At 65.6% G+C, this 19,150-nt stretch carries 17 protein-coding genes; 9 read left to right on the forward strand and 8 right to left on the reverse strand.

Translation table 11 applies throughout. The annotated features are described in order from the left end of the window. The 9 genes from H5T60_01905 to hypE all read left to right on the forward strand — a co-directional run. Nucleotides 1-1,601, forward strand: a 1,601-nt coding sequence (locus tag H5T60_01905) for a molybdopterin-dependent oxidoreductase (GenBank protein MBC7241183.1), incomplete at its 5' end; no start/stop codon positions are given. A gap of 74 nt (nt 1,602-1,675) precedes the next feature. Beyond that, nucleotides 1,676-2,221, forward strand: a complete 546-nt coding sequence (locus tag H5T60_01910; protein ID MBC7241184.1) for an NADP oxidoreductase — start codon at nt 1,676-1,678, stop codon at nt 2,219-2,221. 38 nt (nt 2,222-2,259) lie between these two features. Then, nucleotides 2,260-3,684: a Ni/Fe hydrogenase subunit alpha gene (locus H5T60_01915; protein ID MBC7241185.1), complete on the forward strand. Its 1,425-nt coding sequence runs from the start codon at nt 2,260-2,262 to the stop codon at nt 3,682-3,684. Nucleotides 3,685-3,889: 205 nt separating this feature from the next. Continuing rightward, nucleotides 3,890-4,405 carry a hydrogenase maturation protease gene (locus tag H5T60_01920; GenBank protein ID MBC7241186.1) on the forward strand — a complete coding sequence of 172 codons (516 nt, stop codon included), beginning with the start codon at nt 3,890-3,892 and terminating at the stop codon, nt 4,403-4,405. Next, on the forward strand, nt 4,398-4,739 hold the full coding sequence (hypA, locus tag H5T60_01925) for a hydrogenase maturation nickel metallochaperone HypA (GenBank protein ID MBC7241187.1): 342 nt from the start codon (nt 4,398-4,400) through the stop codon (nt 4,737-4,739). Before H5T60_01920 ends, hypA begins: the two co-directional genes overlap by 8 nt. 28 nt (nt 4,740-4,767) lie before the next feature. Next, the gene (gene hypB / locus H5T60_01930; GenBank protein ID MBC7241188.1) at nt 4,768-5,427 is read left to right on the forward strand and encodes a hydrogenase nickel incorporation protein HypB; all 660 of its coding nucleotides are present in this window, start codon (nt 4,768-4,770) and stop codon (nt 5,425-5,427) included. Continuing rightward, entirely contained in the window at nt 5,397-7,778 is a 2,382-nt protein-coding gene (hypF, locus tag H5T60_01935) for a carbamoyltransferase HypF (GenBank protein ID MBC7241189.1), read from the forward strand. The genes hypB and hypF overlap by 31 nt, the downstream gene beginning before the upstream one ends. Continuing rightward, nucleotides 7,778-8,869: a hydrogenase formation protein HypD gene (gene hypD / locus H5T60_01940; protein MBC7241190.1), complete on the forward strand. Its 1,092-nt coding sequence runs from the start codon at nt 7,778-7,780 to the stop codon at nt 8,867-8,869. The genes hypF and hypD overlap by 1 nt, the downstream gene beginning before the upstream one ends. After that, nucleotides 8,866-9,882 (forward strand): hydrogenase expression/formation protein HypE, encoded by a 1,017-nt coding sequence (gene hypE, locus H5T60_01945; GenBank protein ID MBC7241191.1) that lies wholly within the window; start codon nt 8,866-8,868, stop codon nt 9,880-9,882. The genes hypD and hypE overlap by 4 nt, the downstream gene beginning before the upstream one ends. 50 nt (nt 9,883-9,932) lie before the next feature. Here hypE and H5T60_01950 read toward each other — a convergent pair whose 3' ends face one another. The 8 genes from H5T60_01950 to H5T60_01985 form a co-directional block, all read right to left on the reverse strand. Beyond that, nucleotides 9,933-11,282 (reverse strand): NADP-dependent malic enzyme, encoded by a 1,350-nt coding sequence (locus H5T60_01950; GenBank protein ID MBC7241192.1) that lies wholly within the window; start codon nt 11,280-11,282, stop codon nt 9,933-9,935. 167 nt (nt 11,283-11,449) lie between these two features. Continuing rightward, nucleotides 11,450-12,511: an Ldh family oxidoreductase gene (locus H5T60_01955; GenBank protein MBC7241193.1), complete on the reverse strand. Its 1,062-nt coding sequence runs from the start codon at nt 12,509-12,511 to the stop codon at nt 11,450-11,452. Nucleotides 12,512-12,552: 41 nt separating this feature from the next. Beyond that, nucleotides 12,553-14,268: an aldehyde ferredoxin oxidoreductase gene (locus tag H5T60_01960; protein ID MBC7241194.1), complete on the reverse strand. Its 1,716-nt coding sequence runs from the start codon at nt 14,266-14,268 to the stop codon at nt 12,553-12,555. Nucleotides 14,269-14,459: 191 nt separating this feature from the next. Next, nucleotides 14,460-15,425, reverse strand: coding sequence for a creatininase family protein (locus H5T60_01965; GenBank protein ID MBC7241195.1), 966 nt, complete (start codon nt 15,423-15,425; stop codon nt 14,460-14,462). 145 nt (nt 15,426-15,570) lie between these two features. Then, on the reverse strand, nt 15,571-16,485 hold the full coding sequence (locus H5T60_01970; GenBank protein ID MBC7241196.1) for a peptidase: 915 nt from the start codon (nt 16,483-16,485) through the stop codon (nt 15,571-15,573). A 64-nt stretch (nt 16,486-16,549) separates the two neighbouring features. After that, complete coding sequence (locus H5T60_01975) at nt 16,550-16,912, reverse strand: cupin domain-containing protein (GenBank protein ID MBC7241197.1); 363 nt, start codon at nt 16,910-16,912, stop codon at nt 16,550-16,552. A 21-nt stretch (nt 16,913-16,933) separates the two neighbouring features. Then, entirely contained in the window at nt 16,934-17,704 is a 771-nt protein-coding gene (locus H5T60_01980; GenBank protein MBC7241198.1) for an IclR family transcriptional regulator, read from the reverse strand. Between the two features lie 50 nt (nt 17,705-17,754). Beyond that, on the reverse strand, nt 17,755-19,150 hold a 1,396-nt coding region (locus H5T60_01985), incomplete at its 5' end, for a tannase/feruloyl esterase family alpha/beta hydrolase (GenBank protein ID MBC7241199.1).

The following is a 19,150-nucleotide window of genomic DNA, read 5'->3' on the forward strand; positions in this document are numbered from 1 at the left end:
AGCACCCGGCCCTCTCTGCCTGGGGCGGGTGCCGCATGTGCCTGGTGGAGGTTGCCAAACAGCGCACCCTCCAGCCGGCCTGCACCTTCCCCGTCTCCGAGGGGCTGGAGGTCTGGACCGAGTCGGAGAAGGTGGTCAAGACGCGCAAGTTCGTGCTGGAACTGCTCTTCTCCGAGCGCAACCACTACTGTATGTACTGCCAGATGAGCGGGGACTGCGAACTGCAGGACTTGGCCTACCGCTATCAGCTCGACCACTGGACCTATAACCGCACCTATGAACCCAAACCAGTGGATGCGACCCGCAGTTACTTTGTCTATGAGCCGAACCGCTGTATCCTCTGCCGGCGGTGCGTGCGCGCCTGTTCGGAGATCGCCGCCAACCACACCCTGGGCCTCAAGTTCCGCGGCGCCAACTCCATGATTATCGCCGACCACGACGTGCCCTTCGGCGAATCCACCTGTGTCGAGTGCGGCACCTGCCTGCAGGTCTGCCCCACCGGCGCACTCATCGACCGCAAATCCGCCTACCGCTACCGCCACAAAGGGGACGTGCAGAAGGTCGCCACGACCTGCATGCAGTGCAGTGTCGGCTGTGCCATGGAAGCGGTGACTCATGACAACATGGTGATCCGCGTTGAGGGCGCCTGGCATCAGGGTCCCAGCGGCGGCCTGCTGTGCGTGGACGGCCGCTTCCGGCCGCTCTATGACACGCGGGCGCGCATTACCTCTCCCATGGTGCGGCGGGATGGCGCGCTCCAGCCGGCCAGTTGGGACGAAGCGCTCCAGCTCATCGCCGGCAAGCTGAAGGCCGGCGGCGCCCTGGGCGTGGCCGCTTCCTGCACCACTAACGAGGCACTGCGGGCCTTCGCCGGCCTCTTCGCCAAAGCCGGCGGCAGGGCCGGCCGTGCCGAACCTGCCCTGCCGGCCATCCCCGGTGCTCGGCCGGCCCTGGTCTCCGATGTAGCCTCCGCCGACCTGATTGTGGTGGCCGGCGCGGATCCGCTGGAGCAGAACCGCGTGGTCGGCTATTTCGCCAAGCGCGCCTTTGACAAAGGCGCCCGCCTGGTGCTCATCGGGGATTCCCCCAACGGCATGGCCGCCTACGCGCACTCCGTGTTCGCCGAGGATGAGGCGGATAAGGCCGCGGCGCTGGCCGCCGGCGCCGAAAAGCCCGTGGTCATTTACGGCGTCGGCACCTCGGACAAGGTGCGCAAGGCCCTGGGGACCCTGGCGGACAAGGCGCTCTTCCTGGGCCTGGAGCCTGGGCCCAACGGACGGGGCGCCCTGCAGGCCGGCCTGACGCCGGTCTCCGCCGGCGGTGCTGCGGTGGTCTTCCTGCTGGCCGGCGACGCGCCCGAGGTGCGCACCGAGGAGCTAGCCGGCTTCCTCAACGGCGGCTTCACGGTGGTGCAGGCCAGCCGGCAGTCCGCCCTGACCGAGCGGGCCGATGTGGTCCTGCCGGCGCCCATCTGGGCGGAACAAAACGGCCATGTCACCAATCTGGAGGGCAAGGAGCTGGTGGTTCAGGCGGCAGTGCAGATGCCGGCCGGCGTGCGCAGTGAAGTCGAGGTGCTCCAGACCCTGGCCGGCCTGCTGTAGGCCAGGGCCGGCGGAACACCCAACGCATCAAGCCGGCACATGAAACGCAAATTCGCGAGCGAGGAGTTACGAACATGGGCAAAATCCGACTGGCCACTGAATGGTTAGATGCCTGCGCTGGCTGTCATATGAGCATCCTGGACATTGATGAGCGCATCCTGACCCTGCTGGAGCATGCCGAAATCACCTCATCGCCCATCACCGACCTGAAGCATCCGCCCAAGGATGGGGTAGATGTGGGCATCCTGACCGGCGCGGTGAGCAACACGCACCAGGTCGAGGCGGCGAAGGAAATGCGCGAGCACTGCAAAATCCTCATCGCCCTGGGGGACTGCGCCGTCTTCGGCGGCATCTGCACCATGCGCAATTTCTTCCCCAAGGAAGAGGTCCTGCGCCGGGGATATATCGAGACCGAGAGCACCCATAACCCGGAGGGCATCATCCCCGATGAGGGCATCGGCATCCTCACCGACCGGGCCATGGCCGTGGATGAGGTGGTGCCGGTGGACGTGTACCTGCCGGGATGCCCGCCCTCGGCCGATGCCATCTGGTACGTGATCACGGAACTGCTTGCCGGCCGCAAGCCGGTCCTGAGCGGCGAAGTGCTCAAGTACGAATGACGCCGCTCAGCCAACGACGTGTGGAAGGAGGCCCATCTATGGGACAGACCATCACCATTTCACCTGTGACCCGCATCGAGGGACATGCTCGCATCACCATTCACCTGAACGACCAGGGACAGGTCGAGCAGTCCTTTTTCCATGTGGATCAATTCCGCGGTTTTGAGAAATTCAGCGAGGGGCGCATGTTCTTCGAAATGCCGGAGATCACGCCCCGCATCTGCGGCATTTGCCCGGTGAGCCATCACCTGGCGGCCGCCAAAGCCTGCGACGGGGTCGCCGGCGTGAAACCCACGCCCACCGCCCATAAACTGCGCGAGCTCCTGCACATGGGGCAGATGATCCAGTCGCACGGCATGCACTTCTTCGAGCTGGCCGGCCCGGACCTCATCCTGGGCTTCGACGCCGACCCGGCCATCCGCAACGTGGTGGGCGTGATCCAGGCCAACCCCGACCTGGCCGTCAAGGCCGTCAAGATGCGCGCCTACGGCCAGGAGATCATCCGCCGGCTCTCCGGCCGGCGCATCCACCCCCGCTGGGCCATCACCGGCGGCGTGAACAGCGCCCTGAAGCCAGAGGACCGCGACTGGATCCTGAGCCAGATTGACGAGCATTTGGCCACCACCAAAGCCGGCATCGCCCTCTTCCTGGACTGGGCGGACAAGAATCAGGCGCTGATGAACGAGTTCGCCGTCTTCCCGTCCAACTATATGGGATTGGTCCAGCCGGATGGCGCGCTGGAGCTGTACGACGGCCAGGTACGCATCGTGGACGCCCAGGGGCAGCTCCTGGAGCAGTTCGACCCGCGCCATTACCTGGATTACATCGCTGAGCACGTGGAGCGCTGGTCCTATCTCAAGTTCCCCTTCTACAAGAAGCTGGGCTGGCCGGAAGGGACCTACCGCGTGGGACCGCTGGGCCGGCTGAACGTCGCCAGCCACATCAGCACGCCGCTGGCCCAGGAGGAGATGAAGATCTGGAAGCAGCTGAACGGCGGCCGGCCGGTGGAGGGCACGCTCTGGTTCCACTATGCCCGCCTCATCGAGGCGGTCTATGCCCTGGAGCGCACCCGCGAACTGCTGGAAGACCCCGATATCCTGAGCACCGACATCGTGGCGGAATCCGCCGGCATCGTCGGGGAGGGCGTCGGGTGCGTGGAAGCGCCGCGCGGCACCCTCTTCCACCACTACTGGACCAACGAGATGGGACAGCTCACCCGCGTGAACCTCATCGTCGCCACCGGCCACAACAACTGGGCCATGAGCAAGTCGGTGGATATGGTCGCCAAGCGCTACATTGACGGCAAGAACCTGACCGAGGGTATGCTGAACCGCGTGGAGGCGGCCATCCGCGCCCACGACCCCTGCCTCTCCTGCTCCACCCACGCCGTGGGGCAGATGCCCATGGTGGTCGAGCTGTACGACGCGGACGGCCGACTGCTGGATGTCCTGCGGCGCGATTGACCGTAACGCACCGCCTTCCATTTCCATCTTACGTTGTGCCAGGGGCGAGCCGGCGGCTCGCCCCTGTTGCTGGTCAGCCTTCCCGACGCGGATGACAGCCCCTCGGGAAGTAACTGTCACTGAGAGCATGGGATGGCAGGCGAATTGCGCGATCATGCGTTCCATTGTATAAACCGGACAATCTGATAGGGAGCACTGCGCCGGCATGAACCCACGACGAGCGCTGGTCATTGGATTCGGGAACGTGTACCGCCGCGATGACGGCGTCGGCCTGGCGGTGGTCAACGCCCTGCGCCGGCAGTTGGGCCAGCCCGAACTGCCGGCCGGCGAGGACGGCATAGACGCCCTGCGCGACAGCACAGAGCACATTGACAGCATCGCCCTGCATCAGCTCCTCCCGGAGCTGGCGGAACTGCTCTCCCCATATGAGCGGGTCATCTTCGTCGACGCGCATGTGGAAGCACTGCCCCAGCCCATCCTGGAGGAGCCGCTGGAGGCCTGCTTTAAGCCGGCCACGGTCTCGCACATCCTGCACCCCTGCGCCCTGCTGGCCCTGGCGGAGCAGATGCACGGCCGCGCACCGCAGGGCGTCCTGCTCTCCCTGCGCGGGCACGACTTTGATTTCGGCGAGGGGCTTTCGCCGGCCACCCAGGCGCTGGTGCCGGCGGCCGTCGCCCGGATTCTGGAGCTGGCAGGAGAAGACAGGGCTGACCATGCATGAACTGCCGGTGACGGAAGGCATCCTGCGCATAGCCATCGAGCACGCGCAAAAGGCTGGCGCCAGCCGCATCACCGATATCCATCTGGTCATCGGTGACCTGGCCGGCTTTGTGGATGATTCCATCCAGTTCTATTTCGATATACTGACGCCGGGCACCCTGGCCGAAGGGGCCAAACTGCACTTCCACCGCGTGGCGACCCGACTGCGCTGTTGGGAATGCGGCCATGAGTTCTCTCCCCAGGAGCGGGATTGGACCTGTCCGCAGTGCGGCGCTACCGGCGGCGAGGTGCTGGCCGGCAAGGAATTTTACGTGGAAAGCATCGAGATCGAATGAGCCGGCGAGGCTCATGGGAGGTCCATATATGGAGCGAAAGCAGATCCCGGTAGTGGAACGGATATTGAGCGCCAACGACCGTGTGGCGGCGGACAACCGGGCGCGCCTGCAAGGGCACGGTATCACAACAGTCAACATCATGTCCTCGCCGGGCGCCGGCAAGACCACCCTGCTCCTGGCCACCATCCGCGCCCTGGGCGGGACCTGCAGGATCGGCGTCATCGAAGGGGACGTGGCCTCCCAGGTGGACGCCGACAAAATCGCCCAGGCCGGCGTGCCTGTGGTGCAGATCAACACCGGCGGCGGCTGTCACCTGGACGCGACCATGGTCCAGCAGGCGCTGGAGGCCCTGCCGCTGGACGAGATTCAGCTCCTGTTCATCGAGAACGTGGGCAACCTGATCTGCCCGGCCGGCTTCGACCTGGGGCAGGACTACAACGTCGCCCTGCTGAGCGTACCGGAAGGCCACGACAAGCCGTACAAATACCCTGGCATGTTCGAGTTCGTGGACCTGGTGCTGGCCACCAAGACCGACCTGATGCCCTACATGGACTTTGACCTGGCGGAGTTCCGCCGGCTGGTGCAGGGGCTGAACCCCCGCGCGCCGGTCATCCCCCTCTCGGCGCGCACAGGTGAGGGGATGGAGGCCTGGCTGGAATGGCTGAGAGCGGCAGTGAAGGGAAAATAAGCCTGGCCGTCGCGCCGCGGGAAGCGCGTGCCATTCGCGTCGCCGGCATTGTGCAGGGAGTGGGCTTCCGCCCCTTCGTGTATAACCTGGCGCGGGAGATGGGCCTGGCCGGCTGGGTGCTCAACCATTCCGGCGGGGTGGACATCGTGGTGGAAGGGCCGGCGGAGCAGTTGGACCGCTTCGTGCAGGAGCTTCAGCGCCGGCGGCCCCCGCTGGCCTACATCGTCTCCCTCCAGGTACAGCCCACCGCGGTGCAGGGCTATGCGGATTTCACCATTCGCGCCTCCGAACAGGTGGCCGGCCAGTACCTGCTCATCTCGCCGGATGTAGCTACCTGCCCGGACTGCCTGCGGGAGCTTTTCGACCCGGCCGACCGCCGCTACCGCTATCCCTTCATCAACTGCACCAACTGCGGCCCCCGCTTCACCATCATCGCCGACATCCCGTACGACCGGGCCAACACCACCATGCGCGTCTTCCCCATGTGCCCGGACTGCCAGCGGGAATATGATGACCCGACGAACCGGCGCTTTCACGCTCAGCCCAACGCCTGCCCGGTCTGCGGGCCGCATATCTGGCTGACGGACCCCGCCGGCCGGCCCCTCGCCGCCGGCCCCGACCATGCGGACACCGAGGCCGTCCTGGCCGCCGCCAAGGAGCTCCTGCTGGCCGGCCGCATCCTGGCCATCAAGGGGCTGGGTGGGTTCCACCTGGCCTGCGACGCCACCAACCCGGAGGCGGTGGAGCTCTTACGTCAGCGCAAGCGCCGGCCGGCCAAACCCTTCGCCGTCATGATGGCAAACCTGGAAGAGGTGCGCCGGCACTGCCGGCTGACGCCGGCGGAAGAGGCGCTGATGACCTCCCCGCAGTGCCCCATCGTCCTGCTGGAGCGGCTGGAAGGCTCGGATGTGGCACCGGGCGTGGCGCCCGGCCACCGCACCCTGGGCGTGATGCTTCCGTACACCCCTCTGCACCACATCCTACTGCGGGACGTGGGCCGGCCGCTGGTGATGACCAGCGGCAACCTCAGCGAAGAACCCATCGCCTGTGACAACGAGGAAGCCCTGCGCCGGCTGGGCCATCTGGCGGACGCCTTCCTCCTCCATAATCGCGATATCTACTCTCGTTACGACGACTCGGTCTGGCAGGTGGTGAGCTGGGAAGGGAGCGCGCCAGCGACCCAGCCCCAACCCCTGCGTCGGGCGCGCGGTTACGCCCCCTTCCCCATCGCGCTGCCCTTCCCGGTCGCGTCCCTGCTGGCCGTCGGGCCGGCGCTGAAAAACACCTTCTGCCTGACGCGCGACCAGTATGCCTTCCTCAGCCAGCACGTCGGGGATATGGAGAACCTGGAGACCCTGGAACATTTCACCCAGACCCTGGAGCTGTACCGCCACCTGTTCCGGCTGGAGCCGCAGGGCATCGTCCATGACCTGCATCCCGATTACATAACCACCCGCTTCGCCCAGGAATACGCCGGCCGTACCGGCATCCCCATCCTGGGCGCCGTCCAGCATCACAAGGCGCATATCGCCGCCTGCCTGGCGGACAACGGCTGGCGGCCGGAGGACGGCGAGGTCATCGGCGTCGCCATGGACGGGACGGGATACGGCGAGGACGACCGCATCTGGGGCGGTGAGTGGTTCGTCGGGGGCTATGCCGGCGTGCGGCGCCTGGCCCATCTCATGTACCTGCCTCTGCCCGGGGGCGACGCCGCCATCCATCACCCCTGGCGCATCGCCGCCGGCTACCTGTACACGCTCCTCGGGCCGGAAGCAGTGCCGGCAGACCTGGCGCCGGCGGAGCATCTTTCCCTGCTTCTCCAGCAGGTGGACCGCCGGCTGAACACCCCGCTCACCTCGTCCATGGGCCGGCTGTTCGACGCCGTGAGCGCCCTGCTGGGCATCTGCCGGCATGCCTCGTACGAGGCACAACCGGCCATCGAAATGGAACACGCGGCGGAGCCGGCCTCCGCGCCAGTGCCCCCGTATCCCTTCGCATTGGAGGAGCAGGACGGCGTCACCATGGTGCGGCTAGAAGCCCTGTTCGATGCGCTCCTGCAGGATATGCGCCGCGGCACGCCGGTGCCGGCCGCCGCCTGGCGCTTTCACCTCACGATCGCCCATATGATCGTCGAGGTGTGCCGGTCCATCGCGGAGTATACCGGCCTGCGAACGGTCGCGCTCAGCGGCGGATGCTTCCAGAACCGGCTGTTACTGCGCTTGAGCGTGCCGCTGTTGGAACAGGCCGGCTTCCGCGTCCTGCTCCACCGCCAGGTTCCCTGCAACGACGGCGGCGTGGCGCTCGGCCAGGCGGTGCTGGGGCATTTTCTCTGCTCCAAGGAGGAGGCCTGATGCGCTATGTAGATGAATTCCGCGATCCCCAGCTCGCCGGCCGGTTGATCGAGCATATCCAGGCAGTGGCCCGCCGGCCGGTGCGCCTGATGGAATTCTGCGGGAGCCACACCCATGCCATTTTCCGCTTCGGCCTGCGCCAGGCGATGGGTCCGAACGTGATCATGCGCGCCGGCCCCGGCTGTCCCGTCTGCGTGACCTCCTCTGCCGACCTGGACCGCGCCCTTGCGCTGGCCGGCATGCCCAATGTCATCATCACCACCTTCGGGGATATGATGCGCGTGCCCGGCCGGCGCGGCACCCTGCAGGAGGCCCGCGCCAGGGGAAGCGACGTGCGCGTCGTCTATTCCCCCATGGACGCCCTGCGCCTCGCACTGGAAAACCCCCGCTCGCACGTCATCTTCCTCGGCGTGGGGTTTGAGACCACTGCGCCGGCGGTGGCGGCGACCATGTACCAGGCCCATGCCCGTGGGGTGCCCAATTTCAGCGTCTTCAGCGTGCACAAGCTGACGCCGCCGGCGACCCGCGCCGTGCTGGATGCCGGCGAGGTGGCCCTGGACGGCATCCTCGGCCCCGGGCATGTCAGCGCCATCATCGGTTCGAATGCCTGGCGCTTTCTGCCCGAGGAATACGGCATACCCTGTGCGGTGGCCGGCTTCGAGCCGCTGGATATCCTGCAGGGCATCGCCGCGCTGGTGGAAAGCGTCGTGGAAGGCCGGCCGGGAGTTTTCAACGCCTACGGCCGCGGCGTCCAGCCGGAAGGCAATCCCACCGCGCTCGCCATGCTGGAGCGTGTGTTCCAGGTGGCCGATGCCGAATGGCGCGGCTTCGGCATTATCCCCGCCAGCGGGTTGAAGATCCGGCCGGCCTTCGCCGATTACGACGCCGAACGACGCTTTCCCGTCCAGGTGGAGAGGGCCGGCGAACCCCCCGGCTGTCGCTGCGGCGAGGTACTGCGCGGCGTCCTGGAACCCTATGACTGCCCCCTGTTCCGGCGCGTGTGCACGCCCCAGCACCCGGTGGGGCCGTGCATGGTCAGCGCCGAGGGCGCCTGCTCCGCCTATTACTTGTATGGAGGTGAGCCGGCATGAGCCAGGTCATCCTGATGGCCCACGGGAGCGGCGGCCAGATGAGCCATACATTGATACGCGAGGTGTTCCTGCGCTATTTCGACGGCGAGGCGCTGGCGGAACTGGGGGATGCCGGCCTGGTCGAGGACGGGAGCTTTCGCGCCGGCCGGCTGGCCATCACCACCGATTCCTACGTGGTCAAGCCGCTCTTTTTCCCCGGCGGCGATGTGGGCAAGCTGGCGGTCTGCGGCACGGTCAATGACCTAGCGGTGGCCGGCGCCCGGCCGCTGTACCTGACCGCCGGCTTCATCCTGGAAGAGGGCCTGCCGATGGAGACGCTGGAGCGGGTGGTGCGCTCCATGGCGGAGACCGCCCGGCAGGCCGGCGTGCAGATCGCGGCCGGCGATACCAAGGTGGTCGAGCGAGGGGCGGCCGACGGGCTTTTCATCAACACCGCCGGCGTCGGCGCGCTGCTGACGCCCGAACCGCTGTCGCCGCGCCGCCTGCGCGCCGGCGACATCCTGCTCATCAATGGCCCGGTCGGCGACCACGGGCTGGCTATCATGCTCCAGCGCGAGGGATTGACCTTTCAGTCCGGGCTGACCAGCGACTGTGCGCCGCTGAACGGGCTGATCGCGGCCCTGCTGGCGGAACTGCCGGGGGAAGTGCGCTGTATGCGCGATCCGACGCGCGGCGGGCTGGCGACCACGCTGAACGAGTGGGCCGGCGTCGGTGTGGGCATTGAGATAGATGAGGAAGCGGTGCCGGTGCGGCCGGCGGCCCGCGCCGCCTGCGAGATACTGGGACTGGACCCCTTGTACATCGCTAATGAGGGGAAGGTGCTGATAGCGGTGGCGCCGGCGTCCGCCGAGCGCGCCCTGGCGATCCTCCGTTCCCACCCGTTGGGGAGAGAAGCGGTGATCATCGGCCGGGTGACGGAGGAACATCCCGGCCGTGTGGTACTGCGCACCGCTTACGGCGCGCGGCGGGTGCTGGACATGCTGGCCGGCGACCCCCTGCCGCGCATCTGCTGAGATACCGTGTAGGTGACAGTCACCTCTCAGGTGACTGTCACCTGGTAGTGTTACGCTGGGACGGCGGGGATCAGCCCCTCTTCCATCATCATCTTCGTCAGCTCGTGAGCGTGATAGATCAGCTTGCGGGCATGTTCCCAGAGGGCTTCCCGCGAGACCTCTTTCCGCGCCACGCCCTGCTCCTGTGCCTTCATGCCCACCGCCACCGCTTCAGCGATGAACACATCCACGTCGTCCATGGAGGGGACGATATGCTCGGCATCCAGCCCCTGCCGGCGCGCCATGCGGGCCAGCTCATTCGCGGCCGCCAGGCACATCTCGTCGGTGATGGTCTTGGCGCGCACATCCAGCGCCCCGCGGAAGATGCCGGGGAACACCAACGAGTTGTTGACCTGATTGGGGAAATCGGAGCGGCCGGTGGCGACCACGGCGGCGCCGGCGTCCTTCGCCTCCCACGGCCAGATCTCCGGCGTGGGGTTGGCACAGGCGAAAACGATCGCTTTCGGCGCCATGGAGGCAACCCACTCCGGCTTGATGGTGCCGGGACCTGGTTTGGACAGCGCGATGACGGCGTCGGCGCCGCGGAAGGCTTCCGCCGGCCCGCCCTTCCTGCCCTCCGAATTCGTGATCTGGCACAGCCGCCATTTGTCGCTATAGACGTCGCGCTGTGCCGCGATATCCTCGCGCTCCGCATGCAAAATGCCCTTGGAATCCACCACGATGAGCTGGGCCGGGTTGACGCCGTAGGCCAGCAGGAGCCGAACCGTGGCGACATTAGCGGCTCCGCTCCCGAAGACGACGATGTGCATCTCCGAAAGCTTTTTGCCGACCACTTCCGCGGCGTTGATCAGGCCGGCCAGGATGATGGTGGCCGTCCCCTGCTGATCGTCGTGCCAGACCGGGATGGACATCTCCGCCCGCAGGCGGTCCAGGACGTAGAAGCACTTGGGTTGTTCGATATCCTCCAGGTTGATGCCGGCGAACGAGGGCTCCAGCAGTTTGACCGCCTCGATGAGTTGATCCGGGTCCTTGGTGTTCAGACAGAGGGGCACCGCGTCCACGCCGCCCAGGTACTTGAAGAGCAGAGCCTTGCCTTCCATCACCGGCATGGCGGCCGCCGGCCCGATATCCCCCAGCCCCAGCACCCGCGTGCCGTCCGAGACCACCGCGATGGTGTTGCCGACGCTGGTCATCTCATACAGCAGTTCGGGGTTGGCCTGGATGGCCTTGCAGGGCGCCGCCACGCCCGGGGTGTACCAAATGGAAAAGTCGTGGTAGTCCCGCACGGGGCATTTGGGAGCGGTCTGAATCTTTCCGCCGTAGAACGGATGCAGGCGCATGGCTTCTTCCGCCGGCTTCTGCGCCTGTGTTATTAAGTCCTTCTGACTTGCCGTGACCATCGCTGTTCTCCCATATCCTCGCCTGCCGCGAGGAGGAATCTACTGCTCGTGCCGGCCGCATGACAGAGCCGGCACAATAGCATTATACCCCCGGTCAGCCTAGGGAGGCAAATTCCCGACCCAGATTGTTCTGATATTCACAAATATTCACGCGCGTGCGCCGGCGGTCAGGCCGCCGGCAGTTCCAGCCTGACCCCCAGCTCTCGCGCCAGCGCCTCCAGCTCCCGCAGGACGGAGCGCGCCACCGGCACGCCGGCCTGCCGGCGCTCCTGCGCCTTCAACCATTCAATCTCCCCAGGCAGATAGATGCGCTCCACCCCGGGGGCGCGCGGCGAACCCCGGACAATATCCACCAGCTCCCGCATGCGGGCAGTGAACTCCTCCCACGGGATAAAGGCGGAGATATCCACCGCCTGCATGACGAACCCGACGGAGGTGGGATGCTCCAGATCATGGACGGAAGCCATGTGCACACTGAAGTCGGCGCCGGTCATCACGCCGGCCAGCACATCCACCACCAGCGCCAGGCCGTAGCCCTTCGGCCCTCCCATCGGCATCAGCGTGCCCTTCAGCGCCTCCTGGGGGTCCTGGGTGGGCCGGCCTTCGGCATCCAGCGCCCAGCCAGCGGGAATAGTCTCCCCTTTCACCGCCGCCAGCCGAATCTTGCCGCGCGCCACCTGGGAGGAGGCCATGTCCAGGACAATGTCCACATCCAGGCCGGTGGGGATAGCGACGCAGATGGGATTGGTGCCCAGCACCGGCGCCGCGCCGCCCCAGGCCGCCATGCTGGGCGCGGCATTGCTCGCCACCATGCCGATCATGCGGTGGGGCAGAGCGCGCATGGCATAATACGCCGCCACGCCGAAATGGTTGGCGTTGCGGACGGCCGCAACGCCGGCGCCGTTCTGGCGGGCTTTCTCAACGGCCCGCTCCATGGCGTAGACGCCGGCCACCTGTCCAAATCCGCCGCCGGCATCCAGCAGCACGGTTGCCGGCCGCTCCACCACTGTCTTGACCTCGGTGACGGGCTTCATAAGGCCCTTTTGCACGCGGTGCACATAGGCCGGCAAACGCAGGATGCCGTGCGATTCCACCCCGCGCAGATCGCCCTCTACCACAACCTCGGCCGTTATCCGCGCTTGCTCGGGGGGCACACCGACGCTCTCCAGGATGCGCCGGCAGGCCTCCAGCAACTGTTCTACAGGAACCCGTGCCACCTCTTCAGCCATGCGTAGCTTCGCTCCCTTCGCTCACGTATCTTAACTTGCCGTCACAGCCCGGAGAAGATGGCGTCCATCTCGGAAGCCGGCACATCAAACACGCTGTTGTGCGGCGGAAGCGGCTCTTCCAGCATGTATTCGGGCAGACGGTCATCGGCCTTTGTGAAGCCGGCCAAGCGGTTGAACTCCAGCTCCATCCGCAGGACCGACTTATTGAACTCCTCCAGATCCTGCACCGTCCAACCCCAGCCGTAGCGCCCGTTGATCATGTCCACCATCATCTGCGGATCGGAATAGACCGGCGGCCGGGCAAAGAGGCACAGGCCGGTGCTGTCCAGCATAGCGGCGCCGAGCTGGAGCTTCAGCGACACGGCACACTGCCCTTCCACAGCCAGCGGGTCCACCTCATTGCGGGCGCCGAAGGCATTGCCGGCAGTGTGGTCGGCGCCCTGCGGCGAGGTGGCATAGGTGACGCCGTTGCCCTTGAGGGAACGGGGATCATAGGCCGGCATGGCCTGTCCCTTGACCGCCGGCACGCGCACGACCCCGAAGACCCTGCCGGCCGTCACCGCGCCGTTCCCGATGACGCGGCCCAGCGGACTGCCGGCGGCCACCTCCCGCAGTAGCGCCAGGAAGCTCTCCACGTCGCCGAAGCGCGCCAGGCCGGCTTCCGCCGCCACCCCCAACGCCGCGCCCGTCTCGATGGAATCCAGGCCCAGGTCATTGCAGACGCGGTTGAGCCGCGCCACCTCATCCAGGGAACCGAGGCCCAGGTTGGAACCCACCAGCCCCAGCGTCTCGTACTGCAGGGTTGCCACGATGGTCTGCCCATCCTCGCCCACGAACTCATTACAGCAGGCGATGACACAGCCGGGCATGCAGGGGGTGCCGACTTTCCCACCGCGCTGGAGCACGGTCTCGCGCAGTTTTTCGCCGCTGATTTCCGCCGCCTTCTCGAAGCTTCCCTCGCGGAAATTGCGGGTCGGAAGGGTGCCGATCTCATTGACGATCTTCAGGATGCCGGAGGTGCCGTACATGTGCATGGAGCCGGTGCGGCCGGTGCGGGGGTTATCCAACAGGGCCTTGGCGAAGGCGGTTGAGGCTTTGCGGAACAGCTCCGGGTCGGCCAAGGGGAGCGCCGGCGCATTACCGCTGTCCAGCACCACCGCTTTCAGGCCTTTACTGCCCATCAGCGCGCCCAATCCCCCGCGGGCCGCCAGCCGGCTGACCTGCTCCTCATGACCGGTGACGACGACGCCGGCGCCGCGCATCAGCATCTCGCCGGCCGGCCCAATGCAAATGACCGAACACTGCTCCCCCCAGCGCTCCTTCGCCCGTGCCGAGGTGGCATAGGTACCCAGCCCACGCCAGTCGTCAGCGGGGACCAGCTCGGCGCGGCCGTGCGCCAAGTATAAAATGTAGAGCTTGTCCTCCGCTGGCTTGCCCTCCACGATCACTGCTTTGTAACCTAGCCGGGCGATATCGCGCGCGCCGTTGCCGCCGGCGTTGGCCTCTTTCACGCCGCCGGTCAGCGGGCTTTTCCCGCCCACGGAGAGGCGGTTGGCGCTGGAAACGTTGGTTCCTCCCAGCAGGCCCGGAGCGAAGATAAGCTTATTATGCGGGCCCAGCGGCTCACATGCCGGCGGGACTTCGTTCAGCAGGATGCGGGCGATGAGCGCGCGCCCGCCGAAACGCTCATATTCGGGCGGGAGCGGCTCTGTACGGACTTCCAGCCGGCTCATATCCACTCGCAGGATTTTGTCCATGTATGATTCCTCCCTTTCTCGTTGCTGGTCTATGTCGGGCGGTTCATGCGCAGGGTTGTCCGCCTCGGGGCCGGCCGGCTGCCGGCATATTCCCCGAGCAGGGGGTCGGGACACTGTGCTGTCGCGAAGCATCCATGCGTGTCCCAACCCCCGGCGGCCAGGCAGTGTGGTTCAAGATCTGTTCCACTGCATCAGGGCGGATAGCAGATGGTATAGAGGTGTTTGCCGCCGCGGAACGGTCCCTTCAGCACTGCCTCGACCTCTTCCCGATCGCGCATGGTGACTTTGTCGATGGGCGGGAGCTGACCGGGCGGGAAGCGTTCGAGGATATCATGGATGAGCCGCACCATATAGTCGAAGAGGGCGTTCAGGCCGGCCTCCGCCTTGGAGGCATCGGCCAGAGAGGGCCGGCCGACCACCCCCTCCGGCGTCATGATCACCTCGATGCCACCGAAGCCGACCTGCTCATGGCCCTTGATGGGGGCATGATAGACATCCCCGCCCTTGTCCACGTGGTCGGGGGGCATGAACCCCTCTGGCTTCGTGTCCTTGGCGTACTCCAGCTTCACCATTTCCGGGAACAGCGCCAGGGAATATGAGCATTCCGCCTCATCGGCGTGGCGGAACGGCGTTTCGAACGGCCCGCCATGCGCTTTGTCCTTGAGGTAATCGTGAATCACCGTGGGCCAGTGCAAGGAAACCAGCATGCAGGGCACCTGGTACTTTTTGGCGAACTGATGCAAGGCCAGCGGGATGACCTCCTCCTGTCCGTGGCCGTTGAGCAGGATTTGCTTGCGAAAGCCGGCGTTCCAGAAGCCGGCGATGACGGCCCGCAGATAGGCGATGAACGTGTCTTCCGGGATGACGACGGTTCCCGGCATGCCCAGGTGATTATATGGATGGGAACCGTACCAGATAGGCTCCGCTACGGTACAGCCAGTGGCCTGCGCCACCATCTCGGCCATGCGGCTGACGAGGAAGGTGTCCTCGCCGAAGGGCTGGGCATCACCATGCATCTCGGTGCTTCCCACCGGGATGATGATGATGTCATTGACCTTCAGGCGTTCCTCGATCTCCCGCTTGGTCATGGTCTGGAAGTAAATGCCGGTTGGCTTGTCCATGTGGCCGCCTGAAGGCGGCAGTTTCCATTTGCCCATAGGGACCTCCTGAGATCACGCCGGCGGCCGGACGCGCTCCGCCGGCGAGTTTCTCCCTCACCGCTCCTCTATCCGGGGATAATCCACCCACCCGCCCTCTGCTATCCCCGAGAGAGTGGTGCGCACCGCTAACGGGAACCCTCCATTAGGCTTGCGGGATGTGCAAGTCGGCGGCGCCACGCTGGGTTTGCTTGGCCTGCGGATAGTATCTACCCAGCATTTCGACCACGATGGCGGCCTGGGCGGCCATGCGTTTGCCGTCTTCGGCAGAGGTGATTTGGCCGTGGGCGCTGACGACGGAGTTGCCGGTCTTGAGGTGCACGGGGGCGGCCACGCGGACGATCTCCGGCGCTTCGTAGACGCGGATGAAGCCACCGGAGGCCGGCGGGTTGTCCGTATGCACATCAATCGGCACCTTCACCGCGGCGCGCAGGGCGGCGATCATGGGGAGCTGAAGGTCGCGCACCGGGTTGATGCTGTCGGCGCCCAGGCTCTCCAGCACGCGGAAGGACACCGGGTTACAGTGTCCCAGATGGGCCGAGGTCTTGAAGATGATATCCTTGGGCAGGAAGCCGTCTTTGCGCATCTGGGCGACGAGCCACAGGAGTCCTTCGTCGTAAATCAGGAAGCCGCGACAGCCGGCCTCATAGCCGCGCTTGATATCGTCAACCGCCCGCAAGACCTGCTCCATGCCGCGCAGACGATAGCTAATGCGCACACCCTGAGGAGACAGAACCGTCGCACCAGTGTCATAGGTCGCGCGCGGGCCGACGGAGAGAAGCAGTTCCGCCCCGTAGTCATGACACAGCTTGCAGTATTCCTTCAGCTCCTGAAAGGTGTGGCGGAACATTCCATAGGTCTCTGTGACGCGGTTGATGGTGATGCCCAACTTGTCGCTGGTCTCGAGCAGAGCGGCCACCGCCGCGGCCGAGTTGACCGTGGGCACCTCGATGCGAAAGTGCGCCCCATCCGGGAACGTCTGGGTAGAGGTGGGCAAATCGTTCAGATCCCCCTCCGGCAGTCCCAGTGACTTCAGGTACTTGCGTGTTTCCTCGAACATGGTAGTAATACCTCCCGATAGTTGATTGGTATCTCCAATGTGGGGCATTACGCCGGCACATGGATTACTCGAAATGCTGGGGCAGAGGCGGTGCGTAGGCCCACACCAGCTTCAGCGGTTCATCGCCGATGTTCTCCAGACGGTGGCGCTTGCCTAATGGCGCGAAGATGGCGGTATCGGGGCCTACCTCCCATTCCCCTTCGCCCTCAACCACCAGCTTAGCCCTTCCGCTGATGATGAACATCACCTCTTCCGAATCCTCGTGCACATGATCCGGGATCATACTGCCCACTTCGGTGATGTTCATGCCCATGGAGACGTTGCGTGTCCCGATGGTCTTGGGCCCCAGCAGGAGCTTGGAGACTCGCGGCGGGGTGCGGTATTCTCCCGGGACATCCTCGGCTTTGACAAACGGCAGTTTGTCCACTGTACACCTCCTGAGATGGTTTTATACCGTGAATCGGACGGGCATTTGCCCGGCGATCGCCTGCGCCGTTTCGGTTACCGCCGGCGCCATTTCGGTCAGGGTCTCTATGGTCAAGCGGGAAGCCGGCCCCACCAGGCCCACGGCCGCATCCGCATAACCGTCCACGTTCAGGATAGGGGCGGCAACGGCCCGGATTGCCGCCTCCAGTTCTCCATTGTCGATTGCGTAGCCTCGCTCGCGGATGCGCTCCAGCTCTTCGCGGAGCCGGGCCGGCGAGGTGATGGTGGTTTCGGTGAACTGCCGCATCGGTTCGAGCAGAACCTCTTCGATCACATCGGGCGGTTGGAATGCCAGCATGGCCTTGCCGCTGGCGGAGCAGTAGGCCGGCAGGCGCCGGCCCACCAGCGGCGCCACCGACAGCGAGCGGCCGCTGTGGATGACCTCGACGTAGAGCACCCGCCCCCGGTCGAACAACCCCAGGTCACAGGTCTCCTGAAAACGCTCCACGAGCTGGCGCATGTAGGGCAGGGCGATGCGGCGCAGGCCCAGCCGCCCCAGGGCGCCCAGGCCCAGTTCGATGATGCGCCGGCCGAGCCGGAACCGCTCTCCGTCCGGCGAACGCTCCAGGAACCCGCCGGCCATAAGGGTCATCAGGATGCGGTGCACGGTGGCCTTGTGGATGCCGGTCATCTGGGCGATCTCGGTCACCCCGCGGTCCGTGTGATCGTTGTCAAAGGTCATCAGGATGCGCATCGCCCGCTCAATGGCTCGTACTGTATATGTGCTGGTCATTCCTCACCGCCCTGCTCCACCGATGCTGGGATACGGCGCTTTACGCGCCCTTATTTCGGCTTGCCGCAGACGAAATTGGCCGCATCGTCCATACTGCCACTGCCCTTATATTCGATGGTTTGGGGATACGGGCAGAGCGGCCGCGAGAACGCCGGCTTGCCGTCCTTGATCTTGGTGGCAATGACCATATCCGGCGCCACGCCTTTCTCCACCCACTGCTCCAGCGCGCTGACCATATCGAATGTGTCCGGCCCTTCGCCGCCGCGGCAGTGCCCCACACCCGGGATCATGAACAGGCGCACGAATTCCTGAGCCTCCGTCTCGCTCCCCACATCCTCGACCACGCTGTTGTAGTAGTTGATGGTGTTGCGCGGCGCGATGTTCTGGTCGGCCCAACCGTGCCACAGGATCAGTTTGCCCCCTAGCAGGCGGAAGGCGGTCAGATCCGGATCAGTGGCGTTCAGGATGGGGCCGTAGCGGGCATCGGCCTCGTACAGGATGGCGAAGTCCTTCGGATCGGTGAAGTCAAAGGTCTTCCAATCCCAATCCGGGTTGTTAAAGACCATGTACTTGAAGTAGGAGAGCGGGATGACGAAAGGCTCGCCGATATGGCCAGGCCAGTCCAATTCACTGCCAGGCTCGTACCCCGGCCAGAACAGCTCGCCGGTGGTGGGATCCCGCAGGCCGTCGTACACCTTCTTCACCGAATCCACCTGCTGGGCCGTCAGGCAGTCCGCCGCATCGGCGCCCTTGCACTGGAGGACCGCCGGGTCAAAGTTGCATTTGCGCGGGTCCTCGATCAGGCCGTCCTGCTCGCCGTCCAGTGCGTCGCAGGCCTTGACCGCGGCTTCATGGATGAGCGGCAGTTTCTCCAGCGGGATTTCATAGGCCTTGCTCCGATGCGTCACAAAGGCCGGCCATACCTCACCCGGCCACATGCGGGTGGGGAAGTTCGCCGGCGCGCCGGCGATGATGCCGTCATAGTCGGCCGGATAGCGCTGTGCTTCCGCCAACGCCTGCTGGCCGCCGCCCGAGCACCCCTGGAAGTACGAGTGCGCCGGCGCCTTGCCGTAATAGGCTTCCACGATGAGCTTGGACTTCTTGGTCATCTCGTGGATGGCGCGGTAGCCAAAGTCATCCCACAGGTCGGGCCGGCCGTTCATCCAGTCTCCCACCACCGGGGCAGGGCTTTCATGCCCACCGTCCGTGCTGGCCACCGCATAGCCCCGCATCAGGGGAGCGACCATGGCGGGATAGTTGATGCCGCCCGCCAGAGCGCCGTTCCCCACACCGAAGAACTTGCCGTTCCATTTGTCCGCCGGCGGCATCCAGACCTCGAACTTGATGGCCGGCTCCACCGTCGCCGCCACGCGGCAGAACGGCACTCCCACGGAAGCCTGGCCGAAGGCGGACTTGGGCGACTTCCAATCTGGGCCGTAGACCACG

Source organism: Anaerolineae bacterium (assembly GCA_014360855.1).
In the GTDB taxonomy this organism is placed as follows: domain Bacteria; phylum Chloroflexota; class Anaerolineae; order JACIWP01; family JACIWP01; genus JACIWP01.